This window comes from Bacillus sp. ISL-7, from assembly GCF_018613065.1.
In genome coordinates this window covers 298345-319232 of sequence record NZ_JAGGQW010000031.1, presented here as the reverse complement: position 1 = coordinate 319232, position 20888 = coordinate 298345, and the positions used below count along the sequence as shown (strand labels likewise).

Genomic DNA, 20888 nt, shown 5'->3' with positions numbered 1-20888 from the left:
GAGTAATAATTAATAAGAAATACTCAAAATGGAAAGGAAAATCTTCATTGAAAAAAATAGCCATTGCTGGAACAGGATACGTTGGATTAGTTACAGGGGTTTGTTTAGCAGACATCGGCCATGATGTGATTTGCGTAGACCAGGACCATCATAAAATAAGCACATTAAACAATGGGTATCCTCCAATTTATGAACCAGGATTAAATGAACTGATGTTGAAAAATATGGAAGAGGGGCGGTTACGGTTTACAACTAGCCCATCTATTGGTTTTAAATCGGCTGAAATCATTATGATAACAGTAGGAACTCCTCAAAATGAAAATGGCTCCCTTGATTTACAATATATTGAACAGATTTCTAAAGAAATTGGCAGGTCAATAAAGCGAAATAACGTCATTGTCGTTACAAAAAGTACGGTACCAGTGGGAACAAATGCAAAAATTAAAAATTGGATTCAATCAGAATTGCAAACAAGTCTTAAATTTCAAATCGTTTCCAATCCTGAATTTATCAGCCAAGGGTCGGCAATTTATGATACTTTTCACGGAGATCGGATCATTATTGGATCTGATAGTAAGGAAGCCCTCCATTCGTTGGAAGAATTATATCAGTCGTTTGGTATTCCCATTTTTAAAACGGATACGAATAGTGCTGAATTAATAAAAGTAGCATCAAATTCATTCTTAGCTTTAAAAATTAGTTACGTAAATGCACTCGCAAGTATTTGTGAACATGTTGGCGGAAATATTGAAGACGTATCATTTGGAATGGGGATGGATTCAAGGATCGGATCATCATTTCTTAAGGCTGGAGTAGGTTTTGGCGGCTCATGCCTGCCGAAAGATACCCACGCACTAGTTCAAATGGGTAATGATGCGGGAGAAGCTTTTAACCTCATTGAGGAGGTTATTGAAGTTAATAAAAGACAGGAACTTAAACTAGTGGAAAAGGCCCTGAACCGATTTCAAAGTTTACGTGGAAAAAAAGTCGCATTACTGGGGCTTTCATTTAAACCTAATACAGACGATATCAGGGAAGCAGTTTCGATTAAGTTAGCCAAGCATCTAGTTCAAGAAGGGGCGATAGTAATTGCCTATGATCCCGTCTCAATTCCAAATGTGAAAAAGGTTTTAGGAAAGCTAATTTCTTATGCAGATACGGTCGAGCAAGCTCTCATGAATGCTGACCTTACGTTTATTGTAACTGAGTGGGATGAAATTAAAAATGTTCCATTAAATCTCTTCCATGAGTTAATGAAAGAACCCGTTATCTTTGACGGGAGAAATTGCTTTCAATTAGAATCTATAAAAAAATATCCAGTTGAATATTATTCAATTGGCAGACCTAATGTAATTGGAGAGATAAACACGGTGCTACAAAACAAAGGCAGCTAGTAAGAATAGCTGCCTTTGTTATTAAAATCATATATTACTTTGTACATTCTTTGCAGGTTTGAATAGGTCATTATAGTTGTCATACACTCGGGGGACTCTTTTCCCAATTAAACAAACAACCTCATAATTGATGGTGCCCATTAAATGGGCAATTTCGTCCACGGACTGAAATGAGGAGCAGTTTTCTCCAAAGATGGTGACTACATCTCCAACAGAACAATTTTGTATATTTGTAATATCGATCATCGTTTGATCCATGCACACCCTTCCTGCAATAGCGGATTTTTGCCCATGGATTAAAACCTTCCCACGGTTTGATAGGAGACGGGAAAGTCCGTCAGCGTATCCAAGCGGAAGGGTAGCGATAAGACTTACTCTTTCCGGCTTCCAAGTCCACCCGTAGCTGATTGCTTGTAAAGCTGCTACTTTTTTTATGGCTGCAATTTTCGTTTTGAAGGTCATGGCCTGCTTTAGCTGGATGGAGTGGTTTTTTAACGAAGCATCTGGATATAACCCATACAAGGAAACTCCAATTCGAACCATGTCCAGATGCATTTCTGGAAATTTCATTGTTGCAGCACTGTTGCAGCAATGTTTTATGGGTATATAAATACAGTTGTTTTCCAAATATTCTACTATTGATTGAAATTTATTAAACTGTGCATATGTAAGGTCGCAGTTTTCACTATCTGCATTAGCAAAATGAGTAAATACCCCTTCAAGACAAACATTTTTTGCTTTTATGGCCTTCTTAGCAAGAATTAGTGCATCATCACTGGAAGTAACGCCAATCCTGGACATACCAGTATCAATTTTCAAATGAATAGAAGCAGTTTTGCTTAAGCTATCAGCTTGGACAATGACTTCATCCAATACTTCATGGTTAAAGACTGTTAGCGTGATATTTTCTAAAATGGCAGCCCTAATCGAACGTGTCGGAGTATACCCGAGTACGAGAATGGGTTGTGTGATCCCACACAGTCTAAGTTTGATGGCCTCATCTACAAGAGCAACTGCTAAATAATCTGCACCAGCTTCAATCGCTGTTTTTGCAATTTCAATGGCCCCGTGTCCGTATCCATCAGCTTTAATCACTGCCATGATTTTTGCATGTGGGTGAACAAACTGCCTAAACTGTAGATAATTATTTTTAATATGGTCTAGTGAAATTTCAGCCCATGTATCGCGGTAACTCAATTGATTCATGTAAACCATCCCCTTTAATCAAAAATCCCCTCAAGAGTTTCTTGAGGGGAATAACTACAATCAAATCGTAGCTAGTTCTTTTTCTAATGCCTTTTCGACTGTTACATAATCAAACCCTAGATCTTTTGCTACTGCTTCATAAGTGATTTCTCCGTTGGCAACGTTAAGGCCAAGATATAATGCAGCATTTTCAGAAATGGCTTTGAAAACCCCTTTATTTGCGATTTGCAATGCATATGGAACAGTAACATTGGTTAGTGCTATTGTTGAAGTTCTTGGAACGGCGCCAGGCATATTTGCAACAGAGTAGTGTACAACTCCATGTTTGATAAAGGTTGGATTGTCATGTGTTGTCACATGGTCGATTGTTTCAACAATTCCACCTTGGTCAATCGCAACATCGACAATCACTGAACCAGGCTTCATCGATTTAACCATTTCTTCTGTAACCAGCTTAGGAGCCTTTGCACCTGGGATTAGTACTGCTCCGATTAGAAGGTCAGCTTCTGCCACTGCTTCAGCAATATTGAGAGGATTAGACATTAATGTTTTGATTTGATTTCCAAAAATGTCGTCTAACTGACGAAGACGGTCAGCACTTAGATCAATAATTGTTACGTCAGCACCTAAACCGATGGCCATTTTAGCTGCATTGGTTCCAACAATCCCACCACCAACAATGGTAACTTTTCCACGGTTAACTCCTGGGACACCAGCAAGGAGAATTCCAAGACCACCATTATTTTTTTGTAAGAACTGTGCGCCAATTTGAGCAGCCATGCGTCCAGCTACTTCACTCATTGGTGTAAGCAGTGGAAGAGTCCTGTTTACAGAAACTGTTTCATAAGCAACTGCGATAACACCTTTTTCTTTAAGAGCTTTTGCTAACTCTGGCTCAGCTGCAAGGTGTAAGTAAGTAAATAAAATTAAACCTTGGCGGAAGTACTTATATTCACTTGAAAGAGGCTCTTTCACTTTCATAATCATATTTGCTTTTGTCCATACCTGTTCAGCGCTATCTATAATCTCAGCACCAGCTTTAGCATAATCATCGTTAGTGAAACCGCTTCCAATTCCAGCGTCCTTTTCCATTAACACAGTGTGGCCGGCATTTAGGAATGAAACAACACCTGCTGGAGTTAGTGCTACACGATTTTCATTATTTTTAATTTCTTTAGGTACACCTATAAACATAATCTTATTTCCTCCTCTAGTTACATTAAAGTGTTTTGCTATGGCTAAAGTATAGAATGTTTGCCAGAGAATTTCTTTGTTTAGAAAAGAGAAAGATTTTCATTCTTTTTGGGGATTTTCACAAAAAGTTCAAATCCCCTGATATTTTTCCAGTTTTAAATCTAGGTAGAGGATCATTTTTTGGTTAGGATCCTTGAAATTTACATCACCAATTTCCGTGATTCTCTTAAGTCGATAATTTAATGTGTTAGCATGGACATTTAATTCCTTGGCTGCATCATTAATGTTGTTATCTTTATTTAAGAAAACCTCTAATGTTTCAATTAAATTGCTGTTGTGTTTTTGGTCATATTCATGAAGCAGTTTTAAGGAATAATTTTCATATTCTTCGGTTTGTCTTTTTTCTAAAATAAGATCAAAAATTTGATATATTCCTAGTTTTTGATAATTATAAATGTCCTTTGTTTCAATTGGGAATTTTTCTTTAATTGATAAAACCGCCAATGTTTCCTTATATGCTTTGTTTGTTTTTTGATAATCCTCTTTAATACTGCTATATCCTGGTTTGATCTCCTTAATTCCATATCTTTCACTCATTTGCAGGACAAAGAATTTCGCAAATTGATCAAGTTCATTGAAAGGGTTTTCAAAATTGGTAACTGATACCAATAGAATTAATTGATTGCAGTCTATTGTATAAAGAGTAATTTTTATCCGTTGATTTGTTTTCAAAAGATATGAGATGGATTGCTCTACTTTGTTCGTGATATTTTCATGGAACTGAAAAACAAGAACCGCATAAGAGGTCGGCGGTGTAAGTTGTAATGAATGGAAATGTTCGAAAATTTCCTCTTTTGCTTTCAGATGACCTGTTAATAGCTTCCAAAAGAATTCTTGTGAACGTTCTTCCTTTTTGTTCTTTCTCGTCTGAAGCTGTAATAGTTTATTTTTTGCGGAATCTGCTGCTTTTTTTAAAAGGATGAAATCATCAGCCGTTAATGTTTTATCAATTTCTATTGCCCAAATAAATCCGATCACTTCATCATGCTTCCATATAGAGATAGCGACTCTATGGTTAAGCCCTATATCATTCATGTTTTTCACACGAATAGGCTCTTGGGTCTTTAGTAAAGCAGGAATCGTTCCTTCTTTCCATAATTGATTAATGACTTTTTCTGGAACTCTCCGGCCTATGATGGTAGAAATTCTTGCTGGATCTGTACGTTCATCATGTGTACTATAGGCAAGTAGGCGGTGGTTTGCATCCTCAATTGTAATAGGGCACATTAGTACCTGACTAATAAGGTCGGCAAATTCATCTAAGCTATCAAAGGCAGTCTTAAATGGGTCATGTAGTCTAGTATTCAAAATGATTACCCCCGGATTAATATATAATGACATATGGTAGTCTTGTTCAGTTCATAAAATGCCTTTGTTTAATTTTACAAAAAATATAAAATAATTTCATTTATTTTAACAAAATAAATAATATGCTATAATGTTAAAATGATTTAGAGTAATCTCAAAAGAGTAAATATTTTTATAATTGCTCTTTTGAAAGCGTTATCATTAGGAAAAAAGGAGGAATTAGTGATAAAAAGCTTAAAAGTGAAGCCTAATATTGCTATATTAATAAAGAGAAGAAATTATTTCATTGGGATGAGAGAATTTTGAAGTTTATTCATAAAGGGGGATTTATATGAGTAAAAACACTCATGGGAAAGAGCTACATCGTGGTTTAGAAGAAAGGCATATTACCTTGATGTCCTTAGGGGCAGCCATCGGGGTAGGACTATTTCTTGGTTCTGCAACAGCCATTAAGATGGCGGGACCAGGTATTTTGTTTGGATATGCTGCTGCTGGATTAATTATGTTTTTTATTATGCGTGCACTGGGAGAAATGGCGATTCAAAAACCGGTTGCAGGTTCTTTTAGTAAATATGCGCGTGATTATTTAGGACCACTTGCTGGATACATAACAGGTTGGAATTACTGGTTTTTATGGGTCGTTACCTGTATGGCAGAGATTACAGCTGTAGGAATTTACATGGAGTATTGGTATCCGGATGTTCCACGGTGGATTTGGGCACTCACCGCACTGGTGGTCATGGCGACTGTCAATTTCCTTGCGGTAAAAGCGTATGGTGAATTAGAATTTTGGTTTGCGCTAATTAAAATTGTTACGATTATTGCGATGATTGCCATCGGAATTGGAATGATTTTCTTTGGTATTGGCAACGGTGGTATTGCTACTGGAATTAAGAATTTATGGGATCATGGCGGGTTATTCCCTAATGGGATTAAAGGCGTATTATTATCTTTACAAATGGTTATGTTTGCCTATTTAGGGATTGAAATGATTGGGGTAACTGCAGGTGAGGTTAAAAATCCTGAGAAATCTCTTGCAAGAGCAATCGATTCTGTTTTCTGGCGTATTCTAATTTTTTACGTGGGTGCTTTATTTGTCATTATGTCTATCTATCCATGGGAGGAAATTGGTACAAAAGGAAGCCCATTTGTACTGACCTTTGAACAAATTGGGATACCGGGAGCAGCAGGTATTATTAACTTCGTCGTATTAACAGCAGCACTTTCGTCCTGTAACAGTGGGATTTTTAGTACGGCACGGATGTTATTTAACCTTGCTCAGCATGGTGAGGCACCACAGAATTTCGCGAAGGTCACAAAAAGTGGTGTTCCAGGGATTGCAGTAGTTGCTTCTGCTGGTGCGTTATTGATTGGCGTGGTCTTAAATTATATTGTTCCTGCAAAAGTTTTTACATGGGTTACTAGTATTGCGACCTTTGGTGCGATCTGGACGTGGGGAGTCATTCTTTTATCACAAATTCGCTATCGTAAAACCTTAAAGTTGACTGAGACGAAAGCTTTAAAATATAAGATGCCACTTTTCCCTTTTACTTCATATATTTCATTAGCCTTCTTAGCTTTTGTCATTGGGTTAATGGCTTATAATCCGGATACGAGGATTGCATTAGTAATTGGACCGTTATTCCTAGTATTCTTGGTTGCAGTTTATTATGCAAAAGGATTTCATAAACGAGATGCAATCAAGGATAAAGTAGAAGAACGAGTTAGTTAATTTTCTATATGAATAAACATACATGAAAAACGCAGTGGGTAAAAATCCACTGCGTTTATTATATGATTAACTTAAATTTGCTGCATTTCTCTCAACAATTCCGAATCGATGATTGGAATTTTTCCTATTTCACATACTAACATTAAAAAATAAATGAGGGATTTATGTTGGTATTGAATAAAATTATTACCCTGATAGCAGCAACATATTTAATTATATTCCTAACTAGTGTTCATGCAAATGCAGAAACAGCTGAAAATTTGTCTGAACAAAATACGATGTCGGTACTTTGGTTTCAAAGCGCCGGGGAAGCAAAAGGGTTATATTATCAAGGCTATAACATTGGAAGGATGAGATTGGACGAAATCATGAAAAAAGAAAGGGGAAAAAGTAGCTTAAAGCCGGCAATTGTCCTTGATATCGATGAGACCATTTTAAATAACAGCCCTCATCAAGCCTGGTATGTAATGGCAGGAAGAAAAATCCCGTTTAATTGGAATGAATGGTTCAAGCGGTCAGAAGCAAAACCGCTTCCGGGAGCAATTGAATTTTTGCAGTACGCAAATTCATTAGGAGTGGAGATTTATTACATTTCTAACCGTTATCAATCACAAAAAGATGCAGCTATTAAAAATTTACAGAGTGTAGGGGCACCACAAGCTGATACAGACCATGTATTATTACGGCAGCCTGGTGAAATAGGGAAAGAAACGCGCCGCAGGCAAGTAGGGAGAACACATGAAATACTTCTATTATTTGGCGATAACCTTGGAGATTTCAGTGGTTTTGATTTGTTATCCGTTTCAGAAAGAAATCAAGCAGTGGACAGGTATAGGGAGGAATTCGGTAAAAAGCTGATTCTGTTTCCAAACCCAATGTATGGTGATTGGGAAGGCGCCATTTATAATTATGATTACAAGAAATCTGATGAAGAAAAAGCCAAACTAAGAAAGAAATTCTTGGAAACATACCGTTAGAATAAAAAAGACGCCAGAGAAGGCGTCTTTTGTCTGGACGAAATAAAATAAATACTATCATAGACAACAAGAGCAACTCAATTCCTTACATTTTTAAGGATATTGATTGCAAAGACAATGATACCTAATACCATCAGGGTCCCACCTGTAGCTACTGCAGGCGCGGCACTTTCCGTTCCGGTTACTAAAAAAGCGAGTCCAATCATCATAATGGGAAGAGAAATATTATGAAGCCAAAAGTGAACCTTTGCCAGTGTTGTTTCCGCAGCACCTGGAAAACCAATATAGATGAGACCAGCGACAGCCATAGTCAGCCAACCTAATAAATTAATATGGGCATGAACCGGTGTGAAGTCGAAACTTTCCGTCATTGACATATACATACCCATGCAAACCCCAATGACAAAATACACAACAGAGATTTTAATCAACCGAATTGCCATTTTTCCGCCTCCTCTTTTAATCCTAAAAGATATGACTACAGTACTAATTATGTTGAAATACTCTGAAAAATAACTTTGATTTCAAGAGGACAAAGCAAGAATTTCATGGACGAAAAAAAGCCACCAATAAATGGTAGCTTTTTGCTAAGCATTAAAAAAGTGCTTTAATTCCTACTAAAACAATTCCTATTAAAAATCCACATACTGCACCATTGACACGGATCCATTGAAGGTCTTTTCCAACGTTAGTTTCAACCATATCGATAAGTGTTTTATCATCTAGTTTTTCTAAATTTTCTTTAACAAGCATTCCTATTTTTGAATGATTTTTATCAACAAAACTAAAAATATGATTTTTAATCCAAGCTTCAATAAGGTTCACTTTTTCTGGATTTAATTCGATACCTTCTAAACCCTTTTTAATTAAAGGGAGGAGATAATCATCATAAAAGGCAGGTTTTTCGACAAAGTCATAAGCTTTTTGCTGGATCTGACTTAATAAATCAGTAATTTGTTCTTGCAACTCCCATTTATCTACTAGCTGGGATTTAAAGTTATTAAGTTCTTCATAAATCTTTTCATCACTTTTTATTGATTGCAGCTTTTTATTCAAATGAATCAATAAGGTATGTCTATTTTGATTTAAGGGGTCACTATAGCTGGCTACACCTTTTAGAATAAGACTTTGGATAATGTTCCCTAGCTTTTCTTCATTAACAAGGTTGCTAAATGACTTTAAGGCAAATTGCATAAAACCATCTGCCTTAATATTTTCCACCGCATCTACAGCCAAGCCACCAAGTTTGTATTTCGTACTTTCTTTCCTGGCCCATTCATCAATTTCTTTTAGGATATAATCTAGTACTTTTTCATCATATTTTCTAATACTAATCTGGTCGATAAGCAAGGGGAGATAATTCTTGCTATCCAAATCGTTGATTCGTAATTTTAGTTCTTTTTCTAGAAGCGGAGCAAATTTTTTTATATCAAATATTTTTATCAAATGTTTAGAAATCATTAGGAAAGACTTTTGAACGGCTTTTGATGGTAATTCATTATAGATGATCTCAAATAGTTTTTTAGTAAAATTTATGGTGTCTATTTTTTTTCGAATACTCTCTTTTGTTAGCCAATCATTTTCTAACATTGAAATTATTCCAGCAATAATTCTGTTACGATTTTTGGGAAGAAGAGCAGTATGTGGAATAGGAATTCCTAGTGGATGACGGAATAATGCGGTTACCGCAAACCAGTCAGCCAGTCCTCCTACCAGACCGGCTTCAAATCCCCCTTGTAGGATGCTCCCCCAGATTGAATTCTGTATCGGAATAGTAGCTAAAAAGCCGATTCCCATCACAGCAAGAAAAATTGTCGCTAAATGCCGTGTTTTATTCTTACGATTTAACATCATGAAACCCCTCGTTTTTTGAGTATATTATTGTCTAATGCTATTATCTCAATTTTACAGAAAAAAAAGCAAAAAAAAATACTTAATAATGGCTTATTTGCTAAATACTTGTCGGATTAGGAAAAAAATAACATAAATATTTCTTAAAATGCAGATTTAAAGGCTTATGTCGCAAAGGTAACAAAGCGTCCTTTACCCAAGGTGAAGAAAAACTTGGAAAAGTATTTGAAAGTGAAAAGTTACTAGCATCAAGCATAGATAAACAAGTAAACTAATGAAACTAAAAAAACAAGCCAGATGTACTATGCTGGCTTGTTTTTTTAGTTTCATTAAAGAATCACTTCAGAGGATTGAAGATTCACACAATAGAGAAATACAGCATATCAACCGGCGTCTTGATTCCTATTAAGTAAACGCTTATATTTTACTGAATAATGATTTGACACCTTGGTAAAGCAAAACAAAAGAAAATACTAAAATAGCAAGTGCCCCTACTAAATGGAAAAATGATGACAGCCCAGCTAAAAATGAAATTGTTGGCATATTAACTAAGGCAAAACCGGCTAAGATACAAGCTAAAAATAAATTTGCTAAACGATCCATTCTAAAATCCCTCCTTTGTGATTAGAATATGCTTTAAGAAGATCGTTGACTGGTCAAGAGTCCTATAATCATTTATTTTTCTCAATAAAAAAAACCAGACCGGAAACCGATCTGGGTTAAGAACTTCTTTAAGATAGCACTTCTGAATTGGATATTGAAACTTGTTGGCTAACCGCCTCTCCATTATTGGCAATTTTGGAGACCTCGATATATTTAATATGGTGCTCTTCCATATCGAGAATTTTAAAGGAATAGCTTTCATGAAGTAGGATGTCTCCTTCTTTTGCTTCGTAATTCTCGGTTAGAATCCAACCGCCAATCGTATCGACATCTTCATCGTCAATCTCCACTCCCAATAAATCATTGACCTCACTAACTAATACTTTAGAATCGATAATATAATGGTTTTCTTTAATTTTGCGAATCTCTGGAATTTCATCCATATCGAATTCGTCACGAATTTCCCCAACAATTTCTTCTAAGATATCCTCAACAGTAACCAGCCCGGAAGTACCGCCATATTCGTCCATTAAAATCGCCATATGGACACGGTCTTTTTGCATTTTTACTAATAAGTCATGGATAGGAATCGTTTCTATTACTCTAATTATTGGTCGTGTATAGTTTTCTAGAGTACGTTCAGCTAGTTTTTCATTACCAATTAAATCAGTCATAACTTCTTTTATATTAATAAGCCCAATTATATGATCCTTATCACCATCAATGATGGGATACCGTGTAAATTTTTCTTCACGTAAAACCTGAAGAAAAGTCTCTAATGTATCATCCTTAGATAAGGAAACGATTTCCGTTCTAGGGACCATAACTTCTTTGGCAATACGGTTATCAAATTCAAAAATTTTATTTACATACTTAAACTCTGATTGGTTAATTTCACCACTTTTGTAGCTTTCAGATAGAATAATTCGAAGCTCTTCTTCTGTATGGGCGATTTCGTTTTCAGAAACAGGCTTAAGCCCAAAAAAACGTGTTGTAATTCGTGCAGAACCATTAAGCAGCCAAATTACAGGATACATCACCTTATAAAAAAGGATGAGCGGACGTGACATCATCAGGGTAATCCATTCTGCTTTCTGGATCGCCAATGTTTTAGGTGCAAGTTCACCAATTACTACATGTAAAAATGTAATCGCTGCAAATGCAAAGCCCACAGATAATATTTGGTTAAAACTTTCGGGAATATGCAGGCCTTTAAAAATAGGGTGCAGGATCTTTTCAAATGTCGATTCACCAAGCCAACCTAATCCAAGGGCAGTAATGGTAATTCCTAACTGACAGGCAGAAAGGTATTCATCTAGGTTCGAAATCACTCGTTTAGCTGTCACAGCACTCGAATTTCCGTCTTCGATTAACTGATCAATTCTTGAGCTTCTTACTCTGATAATAGCAAATTCTGAAGCTACAAAAAAAGCAGTTAAAGCAATTAAAATGGCTATAATAACCAAGTTAAATATGTCCAAATAAGTTCCCTTATCCCGTTTTTAGACAGGTAAGGAGTCACCTCCCAGTTTAATAAAAAAAATTAACTCGTATCAAAATAAACTCATTTCTAGTTTTCTGCTAATCTCGTCTAATGGTCATTATACCACCTCGACAATTTTGTAAATTAACAATAATTATAAAGAATTTGAACCGTACAGTCAAACGTTCTGGTTAGTATATTGGTTGATAACTATATTTTATGGGAAAACATAGTGAATATGAACAGTAAAGACGAAATATTACAAAAATTATCTAAAATAATACTGGCTCCTATTCAGGAGCCACTTCCACTTTTTTTTGTTCTGTTTTTGCTTTATATACTTCAATATATAAGATATGGTGACCTTCTATCTCATTAATTTCGAATACAAATCCGTCGTTTTCGATGGAATCACCTTTATGTACATCAAACTTTTGTGTTAAAAACCAACCCCCAATCGTGTCTACATCTTGCTCATCAAGTGATGTGCCCAGTAGATCGTTTACTTCGCTTATTAGTACTTTTCCATCCAAAATAAAATGCCCATCTGCTTTTTTCTGAACCAGTGGGAGTTCATCTAAGTCAAATTCATCCCGTATTTCACCAACAATTTCTTCAAGAATATCTTCGACCGTGACAATTCCTGCTGTCCCTCCATATTCATCAGATAAAACGGCCATGTGTGAACGGTTTTTTTGCAGTTTGACTAGTAGTTCCTGAATGGGAATTGTTTCAATGACATGAATGACTGGCTTAAGATAAGGGATAAGCGGCCTTTCGCCGGTACATTTTTGCTGAATACAATCGGTTAAGACCTCTTTAATATTAACAACACCTAAAATATTATCTTTGTCACCATCAATAAGGGGATATCTAGTGTATTTTTCTTCCTTGACTATTTCAATAATTTCTTCCATTGAGGCATCCCTGGATAGAGTTACAAGCTCAGTTCTCGGAACCATAATTTCTTTTGCAATCCGGTTATCAAATTCAAAAATTCGGTTCATATAACGGTATTCAGATTGATTTATTTCCCCACTCTCATAGCTTTGTGAAAGGATTAACCGTAGTTCTTCTTCCGAAAGGACGATATCATGCTCAGAGGCTGGTTGTATTCCGAAAAGCCCAGTAACAAATCTGGCGGAACGATTAAGAATCCAAATAAAGGGATACATCAGCTTATAAAATATGATTAACGGTCGTGCAAAAAACAAGAGGATTTCTTCTGCTTTTTGAATCGCTATCGTTTTTGGTGATAATTCCCCAATTACAACATGGAAATAGGTTATAGCAATAAAAGCAATGATAAACGAGATAATGTGTTTTAAAGATAAGGGTAATTGAATCCATTCAAAAACGGGATCTAGCAGCTTTCGAATAGTGGGCTCACCCAGCCATCCTAATATTAGGGAGATGATTGTAATTCCAACCTGAGTAGCTGATAAATATCCATCCAAATTAGAAATGACTTTCTTTGCTGCTTCCGCTTTGGGGTTTCCTTCTGACAGTAATTGATCAATTCTTGTTGTTCGAACCTTTACCATCGCAAATTCAGAAGCGACAAAAAGTGCGGTAAAGGCTATTAGGATAACAATAATAATTACATTCATCCAAATCATCTATCACCTTACAAAAGGTAAGGTATGCCACCTCACTTACGTTGTACTGTATACATTATTTCAAAAAAAAATTCTATTAGCAAATCGGCCTATAAAAAATGCTGCCAATAGGCAGCATGAACGATTTGTAATTAGACATTTTTTAATAGGCAATTCTTTTATTCCAGTCGCGGGCAAGCATGCTATAAACAAAAAGATCATGATATTGTCCATACAATTGTTCGCCGTCTCTAATGATCCCTTCCTTTACAAAACCGAATCTCTCAGGAATCGCACGGCTTTTTTTGTTTTTTATACCACAGCGAATTTCAACACGGTTTAAGCCTAATGTGAAAAAGGCATAGTTTATAAGGGATTGGACGGAACGAGTCATGATCCCATGACCTTCTGCATTTTTGGAAAGATAATAGCCGATACTTGTCATACGGTTATGCCAATCAATTTGATGTAATCCAATTGAACCAACTAGTTCACCTTTATAGAGTATCCCTACGTTTAATCCGCTATTTTCTGAGAACTGGGACAGCCATACGGGAATAATCGACTCAAATTGATAAGGGGAGTTCATGCTATCCACCCAGGGCATCCATTCACGTAAATGTTCACGATTCTCCTCAACTAGCTGATACAGCCTTAAGGCGTGATGCTGCTGGAACAACTGGAGCTCAATTTCATTATCAACCTTTAATGTAAACATTGGCCTAATCTCCTGATAAAAAATTTTAGTTCATCATATGCAACAGGAGTTTATAATGGAAGATATATTGAAGAGAAAAAAAAGAATCCCTGCTTTAATGAAAGTGGGATTGGATAATAGGACTATGAATGACCTTGTTCATTGCCACTAGGGATGGCTGTGACTGGTAAGCTAATCGAAAATGTTGTTTTATCAGGAGTGGAATCACAAACTAAATTCCCTTTATGTTTTTCAATAATTTCTTTACATACAAACAATCCAAGACCTGTACCCAGTTTTTTCGTCGTGAAAAATGGTTCGAAAATGGATTTTCTAAGTTCAGCTGGGATCACTGGGCCATTATTGGAAATATTGATTTTGATGGACTGATTTTCGAGACTGCTATTGATCTCAATTGTTGGAGTGGGATTCTCATCATGATTCAATACATCTATCGCATTAAATATGATATTAATTAATACCTGCCTAATTTCATCCGCATACCCATTAAGAGTAATATCTTCACTTAATTCTTTTCTTATTTTTACTTTTCCATCGAGAATGCTTGGATATAGAAAGTTTAATACTTCATCAATTAATTTATTTAAATTGAAGTCATCCTTTTCCTTTCCAATTAACTCCTTTTTTGATAAAAGTAAGAATTGCGAAATACGAAAATTAAGTTGATCCAATTCACTTGAAATGATATCTAAATATTTCATATCCGGATAATCAGCTTTCAGTAATTGAATAAATCCTTGAACAGAAGTTAGTGGGTTCCTAAACTCATGAATAAAGCTTGATGTCATCTGGCCGAGTAGTGTTAATCGATCCTGATGGGTAGAATCGATGTGCATTGTTTTTTCTTCGATTATTTTGTTTTTTGCTTCAGAATAATGTGAAACAGCATAGTATAAAAATTTATCAAAGCAAAAATTTATCCTGTTTAACGCTTCTTGCATATCTGACCATGGGATCCCAGTGTTACCTAAAAAGCTGTATAAAACTGTTCTCCCAAGATTTACATTATAAACAAAATCTCCAAGGTTAATATCAGCCAATACTCTTTCTTCCGAAACTTCTATGGCTAGCTTTTCGATAATGTTTAAAAGCTCTTGCTTAGTCATTTTATGCATATTAAGCAAAGCTTCGAGTAAGGCGGCTCCGTTTTCATGAATCTTCAATTTAAAAGGGTCTGCTTTAGTGGTAACAATAGCATTTTCCCATTCTTGAATCAATTTCTGTTTATTTTGATTAAAATAATCAATTAAATCCGTTTCGCTTTCCGTGAACATGCCGTTTTCCCCCTATGCTATTGACAAAACTGCTTACAGTGTAAATTCGATGATTAAAGCAAAAATCCTTCTTTATTTTATCATAAAAAGTGTTACTTCCGATTTTAATCATAATACTAGAATCATATGGGAAAATAAGAATAAAATCTAGCATCACTCAGTTTATATTTTCTTTGTAAAAGCCACAAAAGATTTCGAACTTTTGACAAATTTATTATGATTATTACCTATAAATAAGTGTTAAAATGACGATATTGAAAGATAATCATTCTCAATTAACATAGATAGGGTGATATAAATGTTCGGATTGTTAAAAGCAGGGGGTAAAGGGAAAATCGTTAATCTTTCTCAAGTTGGTCTCCTGGTGCAAAGACGTTTACTTGACTTAGGGATCACAGAGGGCTCAGAAGTGTGTGTGAAGTGTGTGATGCCATTTGGCGGGCCAGTTATGATTGAATCATGTGGACAATGTGTCGGTATCCGCCGTAGGGAAGCAGTTCAGATTGTAGTGGAGAAAATATAATGGAAATCGCTCTAATTGGAAATCCCAATACTGGGAAAACTTCATTGTTTAATAATCTAACAGGATCCTATGAGTATGTTGGTAACTGGAGCGGCGTAACCGTTGAAAAGAAAGTTGGTATTTTTAAAAATAATATTGGCCATTTAATTGATTTACCAGGTGTGTATACACTTAATCCGCTGTCAAAGGATGAAGGAGTGGTTACATCCTTCTTTTTGAATGAATCCGTTGATCGCCTGCTAAATATATTAGATGCTTCACAATTAGAACGTAATTTACATTTGACCTTGCAATTGCTGGAGATTGAAAAGCCATCCCTTATTGGACTTAATATGATTGATGTGGCTAATAAGCGCGGGATTCAAATAGATGCAGGAAAGCTTTCAAAGTTTCTCGGGGTGCCAGTTGTTCCGGTGGTGGCAAGAAGCAGTAAAGGCTGTGATAAACTAGTAGATGTCATCTCAACAGAATCAATCCAGCCTGTCAAAAAGAACCTCGTTTACTACGGTAAAGAGGTCGAAGAAGTGATTGTGACATTGACCGGTATGTTAAATGGAAAAACCGAACTTTCTGCACGCTTTCTAGCGATCCAATATTTTGAAGGAAATGAATATGTTAGAGACTATTTAAATAGCATTGTAGATGTAACTAAGCTAACTTCTATTATGGCAAATCTTGATTCAATATTACAGAAACAATATGATGTAAAATCTTTAGCCAACTATATTTATCAAAAAAGAAAAGAAGTAATCGAGAAGATTTTCGCGGAAGTTGCTAGGAAAAGTAGTTCAGATATTCCTCTTTCTGAAAAAATTGACAGTATTGTTACGAATCGCTTTTTAGGAATGCCAATTTTCTTGTTGCTCATGTATTTTATGTTTATGTTGACTTTTGATTGGCTTGGAACCCCATTATCTGATCTTTTGGATGGATGTTTAACCGGACAGATTACGGCAGGATTTGAGAAGGTATTAACTACTATTCATGTTTCCGATTTTATTCATGCTTTAATTATTGAAGGCTTAGTTGCAGGGGTAGGCGGGGTTCTCGTCTTTGTACCGCAAATTTTTATCCTCTTCTTTTTTATATCTTTATTAGAAGATTCAGGGTACATGGCTCGAGTCGCATTAGTAATGGACCGGATTATGGAATCAGTTGGCTTAAATGGGAAGGCATTTATCCCAATGATGATTGGTTTTGGCTGCAATGTACCAGGAATAATGGCAGCAAGAACAATTGAAACACCAAGGGAGAGGTTGCTAACCATTTTACTAACCCCGTTAATGTCTTGCTCGGCACGATTACCGGTATATGCATTATTCGTTGGAGCGTTTTTTGCAGGAAATAAGGCATTGGTTGTCCTTAGCCTGTATGTATTTGGCATCATTGTTGCGTTAACCTTGGCAAAAGTCTTTTCTTCTACTGTACTTAAATTAGAAACTTCATTGTTTGTTATTGAACTGCCGCCCTACCGACTGCCCCAATTTCAATCACTTTGGAGAAGTACATGGGATAAAGGGAAAGGATTTGTAAGAAAGGCTGGAACATTTATTTTTGCTGGTTCTGTCTTTATCTGGCTGCTATCATATGCGGGTCCCAATGGTTTAAAGGTTGACATGGATGATAGTTATTTAGCGGCAATTGGGAATGTTATTGCGCCAATTTTTGATCCGATTGGTTTTGGAACATGGCAGGCATCCGCATCGTTAATTACTGGATTCTTGGCAAAAGAAGCAATTATTTCTACCATGAATATCATCTTTTTTGTTCCGAACGATGCAAGTCTGCAAGGATTATTGGCAGATTATTATACACCGCTTGCAGCTTATAGTTTTATGGTTTTTATATTGTTATATATTCCATGCTTAGCGACGGTTGCAACAATCTATAAAGAAACGAATTCAAAGAAATGGACAGCTTTTTCAATAATCTATGCATTTGCTATTGCGTATGTCCTCTCTTTGATTATCTATCAAGGCGGCAAACTGTTTGGACTTGTGTAATTCTTAAAAGAGGTGGAGCAAATGATTGCCAATATTTTGATAGGGGCAGCTATTTTTGGATACGCGAGCTGGGCCTTGGTCAGGTTTATTAATAAATCGAAAAAGGGAAAATGCGGCGCATGTGATTTGAATAATTCATGTTCTAGCAAGTGCGGCATCCCTCCTAAAATACAATAATTATTAAAAGACTGCTATCCATGAGGTAGCAGTTTTTTAATGTTAATATTTGAATGATACGACAATCTAGTGTAAAATTACACTAGTTGGAATTGAAGGAAGGGCTGAACGTGACCAGGGATGAAATTATGATGCAGGTTTCTGAAAAACTTCGTCTCATTCGAACCGAGGCAGGTTATACTCAGGATAAAATGGCAGAAATCATTGGTGTCTCAAAGAAAACACTTGTTCAAATTGAGAAAGGCAGAGTTCTTGCCAACTGGTCTACCGCTGTTTCTATTTGCGCTCTTTTTCGTGAAACGGAAACAGTCCAATTCTTATTTGGAAATGAACCGCTCGAAGTGTTAGAAACGGTTGCCCGTGAAGGAATAGATATTCGTAAATCAAAAACGTTTGGCGGCAGGATCTGGTGGAGAGTATTATCAAAGAAAAACGGTTATATTCTTCAACAAAATATTCTAAGTAAACATTTTCGCATCTTGGATGAAAGAAATTACCGCATCTTTAGCAGTATTGATGAAAAACTTTCGAGACAACGCTTTAAAGAATTGATAAAAAATGAATAATAGACATTGAAAAGATGGGAATTCTGCCCATCTTTTTTCTTTTTTGTGGAATACTAATCGTTGGAGTTATCTTTCATAGAAAACCATCATAAAATCAACCCCATACTCAAAAAAGTATACCTGTTAAGATTACAGTTAAAGGATGTTTTTCATTTGGTATTTAAAGATAAAGTTAGCGCCATTTTTATGAACTGGAAAAAGTGGCACTTACTACAAATATTAGTGCTATCAGTATTGGTTCTCGTCTTAAGTTTTTTCGGTCTTCTTTATTATTTTTCCAAGGATGCAGATATTTCTGGACTTAAAAACGAGCTGCCCCAAGCAACCGTGTTTTATGATGTAAACGAGAATGTAGCAAGTAAAGTGTCGGCCAATAAAAATGAAGGTGTCTCAATCAAGCAGGTGCCTGATTCATTGAAAACTGCCATCATTGCCATTGAGGATCATCGGTTTTATCAACATAATGGTGTCGATCTAATTGGAACCTCTAGGGCACTCATCCGTGACTTAAAAGCTGGAGGAATGGTCGAAGGCGGCAGTACCATTACTCAACAATTGACAAAGAATACTCTACTTACATCACAAAAAACTTTAAACAGGAAAATGGAGGAAGTTTTTTTAGCACTTCAGATTGAACGGGAGTATTCGAAACCCGAAATCCTCCAAATGTATTTAAATCAAATCTACTTTGGAAATGGTGCATGGGGAATAAAGACTGCTGCCAGCAAATATTTTGCCAAAGAGGTGAAAGACCTAACAATCAGTGAATCTGCCTTACTCGCAGGGTTAATTAAAGCGCCATCAGCCTTAAATCCGTATGAACATATGGAGAAAGCGACTGAAAGGCGAAATCTAGTATTAACACAAATGCGAAAACAAGGGTATATTTCGAGTCGGCAATATGAGAAGGCGAAGCATGAAAAAGTGGTTTTGAATTATAGGGGAGGGGACCCGTTCAGAGGTAAATTTCCATATTATGTTGATCAGGTATTAGATGAAGCAATCAACCAATACGGCTTATCACAGGATAAATTACTAACAGGCGGCTATCAAATTTATACAGAGTTAGAACCGACGATGCAAACAGCAATGGAAAAGACGTATCAAAATGATACATTATTTCCAAAAGGAAAGGATCGCCTTATACAGAGTGGTGGAGTATTAGTTGATCCAAAGACAGGCGGGATCAGGGCCATTGTTGGCGGTAGAGGGAAACACACCTTTAGGGGCTATAATCGTGCTTCACAATTAGAAGCACAGCCAGGATCCTCCTTTAAGCCATTAGCTGTTTATACACCTGCACTGGAAAATGGCTGGGGAATGACCGATATGTTAAAAGATGAACCGATGACTTTTGGCGATTATCAACCGAGTAATTACGATCATCAATATGCTGGAGAAGTGCCGATGTATGAAGCCGTTAAAGAATCAAAAAATGTTTCAGCAGTATGGTTATTAAATGAGCTAGGGATCGAAGAAGGATTAGATTCTATCAAACGGTTTGGAATTTCATTGGACAAAAATGACCGCAATTTATCACTTGCCCTGGGAGGCTTGCATAAAGGAGTCTCTCCCCTCAACATGGCTGAAGCCTTTGCTGTTTTTCCGAATCATGGTGTAAGAGTGACGACCCATGCAATCAAGAAAATTGTGGATGCAGACGGAAATGTAATCGCTGAGTGGAAAACAAAAAAGGAGCGAGTCACTACAAAAGCTGTTACCGATAATATGACGACAATGCTCCTTGGTGTAGTTGAACAAGGAACAGGAAGTGCTGCACAAATACCGGGCCGAGAAACGGCAGGGAAAACAGGTTCAACTCAGGTTCCAATCAAGGGCATCAATGGTGTAAAGGACCAATGGTTTGTTGGTTATACACCACAGCTGGTTGGAGCTATTTGGGTAGGCTATGATAAAACAGATGCTAATCATTACGTAACTCCAATAAGTAATAAAGGTTCGGCGGTTGTTTTTCGTGAAGTGATGACGGAGGCACTAAAGAATGCACCATCGGAAAGCTTTAATGTCTCACATATTACTTCATTTATAGAGAAGAAAAGGCTGGAAGAAGAGGCGAAGAAACGAGGTAATATTCAAGAGAACTTTAATAATGAGGTTCAGAAATGGGAAGAGAAGTGGAATAAGCAAAAGGAAAAGTGGAAGAAGAAGTGGAAGAATAGAGGGAATGGTGAGGGTCACTAATATTTTTATCCGAAAGACA

18 protein-coding genes are annotated in these 20888 nt (G+C 36.4%); 8 read left to right on the top strand and 10 right to left on the bottom strand.

Annotation, left to right across the window (positions count from 1 at the left end):
• The first annotated feature begins 47 nt into the window (after nt 1-47).
• Nucleotides 48-1394, top strand: a complete 1347-nt coding sequence (locus J7E66_RS10885) for a UDP-glucose dehydrogenase family protein (protein ID WP_214999936.1) — start codon at nt 48-50, stop codon at nt 1392-1394.
• A 27-nt stretch (nt 1395-1421) separates the two neighbouring features.
• On the opposite strand, the gene alr is transcribed toward J7E66_RS10885, so the two are convergent.
• From alr to J7E66_RS10870, 3 genes are all read right to left on the bottom strand, one after another.
• Nucleotides 1422-2600, bottom strand: coding sequence for an alanine racemase (gene alr / locus J7E66_RS10880; protein ID WP_214999934.1), 1179 nt, complete (start codon nt 2598-2600; stop codon nt 1422-1424).
• A 60-nt stretch (nt 2601-2660) separates the two neighbouring features.
• Nucleotides 2661-3794 carry an alanine dehydrogenase gene (gene ald / locus J7E66_RS10875; protein ID WP_214999932.1) on the bottom strand — a complete coding sequence of 378 codons (1134 nt, stop codon included), beginning with the start codon at nt 3792-3794 and terminating at the stop codon, nt 2661-2663.
• 129 nt (nt 3795-3923) lie between these two features.
• Nucleotides 3924-5162 (bottom strand): PucR family transcriptional regulator, encoded by a 1239-nt coding sequence (locus J7E66_RS10870; RefSeq protein WP_374103841.1) that lies wholly within the window; start codon nt 5160-5162, stop codon nt 3924-3926.
• A 331-nt stretch (nt 5163-5493) separates the two neighbouring features.
• On the opposite strand from J7E66_RS10870, the gene alaP reads away from it, so the two are divergent.
• Complete coding sequence (alaP, locus tag J7E66_RS10865; protein ID WP_214999928.1) at nt 5494-6894, top strand: alanine permease AlaP; 1401 nt, start codon at nt 5494-5496, stop codon at nt 6892-6894.
• A 164-nt stretch (nt 6895-7058) separates the two neighbouring features.
• Nucleotides 7059-7871 (top strand): 5'-nucleotidase, lipoprotein e(P4) family, encoded by an 813-nt coding sequence (locus tag J7E66_RS10860; RefSeq protein WP_214999926.1) that lies wholly within the window; start codon nt 7059-7061, stop codon nt 7869-7871.
• A 77-nt stretch (nt 7872-7948) separates the two neighbouring features.
• Here the strand turns inward: J7E66_RS10860 and J7E66_RS10855 are convergent, their stop codons facing one another.
• From J7E66_RS10855 to J7E66_RS10825, 7 genes are all read right to left on the bottom strand, one after another.
• On the bottom strand, nt 7949-8314 hold the full coding sequence (locus J7E66_RS10855) for a cytochrome-c oxidase (protein WP_214999924.1): 366 nt from the start codon (nt 8312-8314) through the stop codon (nt 7949-7951).
• 151 nt (nt 8315-8465) lie between these two features.
• Nucleotides 8466-9722, bottom strand: a complete 1257-nt coding sequence (locus tag J7E66_RS10850) for a DUF445 domain-containing protein (protein ID WP_214999922.1) — start codon at nt 9720-9722, stop codon at nt 8466-8468.
• 417 nt (nt 9723-10139) lie between these two features.
• On the bottom strand, nt 10140-10325 hold the full coding sequence (locus J7E66_RS10845; RefSeq protein WP_214999920.1) for a hypothetical protein: 186 nt from the start codon (nt 10323-10325) through the stop codon (nt 10140-10142).
• Between the two features lie 128 nt (nt 10326-10453).
• Entirely contained in the window at nt 10454-11806 is a 1353-nt protein-coding gene (locus J7E66_RS10840) for a hemolysin family protein (protein WP_214999918.1), read from the bottom strand.
• A 292-nt stretch (nt 11807-12098) separates the two neighbouring features.
• Complete coding sequence (locus J7E66_RS10835; RefSeq protein WP_214999916.1) at nt 12099-13427, bottom strand: hemolysin family protein; 1329 nt, start codon at nt 13425-13427, stop codon at nt 12099-12101.
• 142 nt (nt 13428-13569) lie between these two features.
• Complete coding sequence (locus tag J7E66_RS10830; RefSeq protein WP_214999914.1) at nt 13570-14124, bottom strand: GNAT family N-acetyltransferase; 555 nt, start codon at nt 14122-14124, stop codon at nt 13570-13572.
• 122 nt (nt 14125-14246) lie between these two features.
• Nucleotides 14247-15398 (bottom strand): histidine kinase N-terminal domain-containing protein, encoded by a 1152-nt coding sequence (locus J7E66_RS10825; RefSeq protein ID WP_214999912.1) that lies wholly within the window; start codon nt 15396-15398, stop codon nt 14247-14249.
• A gap of 298 nt (nt 15399-15696) precedes the next feature.
• Here J7E66_RS10825 and J7E66_RS10820 point away from each other — a divergent pair, with 298 nt between their 5' ends.
• The 5 genes from J7E66_RS10820 (at nt 15697) to J7E66_RS10800 (ending at nt 20869) form a co-directional block, all read left to right on the top strand.
• Nucleotides 15697-15921, top strand: a complete 225-nt coding sequence (locus J7E66_RS10820; protein WP_214999910.1) for a FeoA family protein — start codon at nt 15697-15699, stop codon at nt 15919-15921.
• Nucleotides 15921-17924, top strand: a complete 2004-nt coding sequence (gene feoB / locus J7E66_RS10815; protein ID WP_214999908.1) for a ferrous iron transport protein B — start codon at nt 15921-15923, stop codon at nt 17922-17924. Before J7E66_RS10820 ends, feoB begins: the two co-directional genes overlap by 1 nt.
• A 21-nt stretch (nt 17925-17945) precedes the next feature.
• Entirely contained in the window at nt 17946-18101 is a 156-nt protein-coding gene (locus J7E66_RS10810; protein ID WP_214999907.1) for a FeoB-associated Cys-rich membrane protein, read from the top strand.
• A 110-nt stretch (nt 18102-18211) separates the two neighbouring features.
• Nucleotides 18212-18667 (top strand): helix-turn-helix transcriptional regulator, encoded by a 456-nt coding sequence (locus J7E66_RS10805; RefSeq protein ID WP_214999905.1) that lies wholly within the window; start codon nt 18212-18214, stop codon nt 18665-18667.
• Nucleotides 18668-18820: 153 nt separating this feature from the next.
• Nucleotides 18821-20869, top strand: a complete 2049-nt coding sequence (locus J7E66_RS10800; RefSeq protein WP_251032863.1) for a transglycosylase domain-containing protein — start codon at nt 18821-18823, stop codon at nt 20867-20869.
• Nucleotides 20870-20888: the final 19 nt, after the last annotated feature.

Coding starts and splice junctions, on each gene's coding strand:
- J7E66_RS10835 (WP_214999916.1), bottom strand. CDS start 13,427: ATGATTTGGATGAATGTAATTATTATTGTTATCCTAATAGCCTTTACC.
- J7E66_RS10845 (WP_214999920.1), bottom strand. CDS start 10,325: ATGGATCGTTTAGCAAATTTATTTTTAGCTTGTATCTTAGCCGGTTTT.
- ald (WP_214999932.1), bottom strand. CDS start 3,794: ATGTTTATAGGTGTACCTAAAGAAATTAAAAATAATGAAAATCGTGTA.
- alr (WP_214999934.1), bottom strand. CDS start 2,600: ATGAATCAATTGAGTTACCGCGATACATGGGCTGAAATTTCACTAGAC.
- J7E66_RS10825 (WP_214999912.1), bottom strand. CDS start 15,398: ATGTTCACGGAAAGCGAAACGGATTTAATTGATTATTTTAATCAAAAT.
- J7E66_RS10855 (WP_214999924.1), bottom strand. CDS start 8,314: ATGGCAATTCGGTTGATTAAAATCTCTGTTGTGTATTTTGTCATTGGG.
- J7E66_RS10860 (WP_214999926.1), top strand. CDS start 7,059: ATGTTGGTATTGAATAAAATTATTACCCTGATAGCAGCAACATATTTA.
- J7E66_RS10830 (WP_214999914.1), bottom strand. CDS start 14,124: ATGTTTACATTAAAGGTTGATAATGAAATTGAGCTCCAGTTGTTCCAG.
- J7E66_RS10820 (WP_214999910.1), top strand. CDS start 15,697: ATGTTCGGATTGTTAAAAGCAGGGGGTAAAGGGAAAATCGTTAATCTT.
- alaP (WP_214999928.1), top strand. CDS start 5,494: ATGAGTAAAAACACTCATGGGAAAGAGCTACATCGTGGTTTAGAAGAA.
- J7E66_RS10810 (WP_214999907.1), top strand. CDS start 17,946: ATGATTGCCAATATTTTGATAGGGGCAGCTATTTTTGGATACGCGAGC.
- J7E66_RS10850 (WP_214999922.1), bottom strand. CDS start 9,722: ATGTTAAATCGTAAGAATAAAACACGGCATTTAGCGACAATTTTTCTT.
- feoB (WP_214999908.1), top strand. CDS start 15,921: ATGGAAATCGCTCTAATTGGAAATCCCAATACTGGGAAAACTTCATTG.